Source organism: Herbaspirillum sp. B65, from assembly GCF_000333555.1.
GTDB lineage: Bacteria > Pseudomonadota > Gammaproteobacteria > Burkholderiales > Burkholderiaceae_D > Herbaspirillum > Herbaspirillum rubrisubalbicans.
In genome coordinates this window covers 1-2,299 of sequence record NZ_BADI01000365.1, presented here as the reverse complement: position 1 = coordinate 2,299, position 2,299 = coordinate 1, and the positions used below count along the sequence as shown (strand labels likewise).

The window sequence follows — 2,299 nt, the reverse complement described above, 5'->3', positions numbered from 1 at the left end:
AGCAGGCGCTGGTGACGGCTGACGCCAACAAGGCCGTGGCGCCGGTGGCCCAGTGGCCTCGGGCCCCGGTCAACGTGCCTTCGGCCATTGCCACNGTCGCCCAGACCAATGGCAACCCGCAGAACGTGAACCAACTGAGTTCGCTGGCCCAGCAGGGTGAAGTCAAGCGCGATCCGCGTATCGACGACTACCTGTTTGCCCACCAGCGTTTCTCGCCTTCCTACAGCTCGGCGCAATACGCCCGTTCCGCAGCCTTCTCCTCGGACGCAGACAAGTAAGATGCGTCAAAGGAGGCGTCTGTACGGCGTACTGTGCTTCCTGTCCGTGTTGCTAGCGCCATCAGCCCATGCGGCCGATGGCGTTGCTTCACCCACGGTCAGTGCAGCCACTGCTTCTTCCCCGCTGCTGGCGCAATTGCAGAAAATGCAATCTGCAGCCCAGCGTCTCAATTATTCCGGCAGTTTCGTCTACCAGCAGGCCGCGTTGATACGCAGCTCGCGGGTGACCCACGTGGTCGCGGGCAAGAGCGAGCTGGAAAAGCTGGAGCTGCTCGACGGTCGCCCCAGCGAATTCGTGCGCGACAACGAGGACGTGGCCAGCTACTTGCCCGATGAACGTCTGGTGCGCATGGAGCGGCGCGTGACCCGCGATGTCTTCCCGGCCATCGTCGATGCCCGTCCCGAGGATCTGGCCAGCTACTACCGCATCCAGGCCGGCACCGATGAACGCGTGGCGGGTCGCACCTGTCATGCCATCGTGCTGGAGCCGCGCGACTCCTTGCGCTATGGTTACCGCTTCTGCACCGACCAGGCCAGCGGCTTGTTGCTGCGCGCCCAGACCCTGGACGCCAAGGGCGAGGTGGTCGAGCAGATCGCCTTCACCCAAATCGAGATCGGTGCTATTGATCGTGCCCGGGTCAACCCCACTTACCGCGATACGCGCGGCTGGCGCATCGAGAAGGCAGCCATGGCGCCGGCTGATCTGTCGGCCTGGCAGGTGACGCCGCCACCGGGTTTTCGCAAGATCCAGCAGGTGCGCCGTCTGATTTCCGATAGCGCGCCCGAGGGTGCGGCGCCGGCCCAGAATCGCCCGGCCCAGCGCGAGGTTTCGCAGATCGTGTTTTCCGATGGCCTGGCCGCCATCTCGGTGTTCATCGAGCCGGGCAGCCAGGGCCGCGAAGAAAGTACGATCCAGCAGGGTGCCATGAACATCCTCGGTCGCCGCTATGGAAATTACTGGTTGACCGTGGTTGGGGAAGTGCCGGCCGCTGCGATCCGGCAGGTAGCCAATTCCATTGAACTGAAATCCAAATAGAAGAGAACGTTGCAATGACTCCCTTGAACAATACCCTCGCCGGCGCCTTGCTGGCCGCCTCCCTGTTTGCTGCTGCGCCGGCCGTGCTGGCTGCGCCTCCGGTGGCTTCGCCCGCAGTGGCGGCGCTGCCTGATTTTGCCGATATCGTCGAGCGTACCGGTCCGGCTGTGGTCAATATCCGCACCACCGAGCGAGTGCGCCAGAATGCCCAGGGGCAGGGTGGCATGGATGACCCGGAAATGCAGGAATTCTTCCGTCGCTTCTTCGGTATCCCCATCCCGCGTCAGCAGCAGCCGGGCACGCCCCGCGGCAACGGCAAGCAGGGTGGCCAGGGGCAGCAGGAAGAGGTGCCGCGTGGCGTCGGTTCCGGTTTCATCATTTCGGCCGATGGCTTCATCCTCACCAATGCGCACGTGGTCGATGGCGCCAGCGAAGTCTATGTGACCCTCACCGACAAGCGTGAATTCAAGGCCAAGATCGTCGGTTCCGACACCCGTACCGACGTGGCCGTGCTCAAGATCGATGGCAGCAACCTGCCGCGCCTGAACATGGGGGACTCCGACAAGATCCGCGTGGGCGAATGGGTGCTGGCCATCGGCTCGCCGTTCGGCCTGGAAAACACCGTGACCGCCGGCATCGTCTCGGCCAAGGCGCGCGATACCGGCGATTACCTGCCGCTGATCCAGACCGATGTGGCGGTCAATCCCGGCAACTCGGGTGGCCCGCTGATCAACCTCAAGGGTGAAGTGATCGGCATCAATTCGCAGATCTACAGCCGTTCTGGCGGCTTCATGGGGATTTTCGTCGCCGTGCCCATCGATGAGGCGCTGCGCGTGGCCGAGCAGTTGAAGGCCAGCGGGCGCGTCACCGGTGGCCGCATCGGCGTGCAGATCGGCGAAGTGACCAAAGACGTGCCCGAATCGCTGGGCTGGCGCGCGCCCAGGGCGCCCTGTTGCAACGCGTGGAAGCCGGTGGCCCGGCGGAA

General features: G+C 64.2%; 1 protein-coding gene and 1 pseudogene. Both read left to right on the top strand.

Translation table 11 applies throughout. The features are described from left to right. Nucleotides 1-279 precede the first annotated feature (279 nt). Complete coding sequence (locus I5W_RS08960; protein ID WP_044528960.1) at nucleotides 280-1,314, top strand: MucB/RseB C-terminal domain-containing protein; 1,035 nt, start codon at nucleotides 280-282, stop codon at nucleotides 1,312-1,314. Between the two features lie 14 nt (nucleotides 1,315-1,328). Beyond that, nucleotides 1,329-2,299: pseudogene (locus I5W_RS08955) on the top strand (trypsin-like peptidase domain-containing protein); the annotation flags it as partial.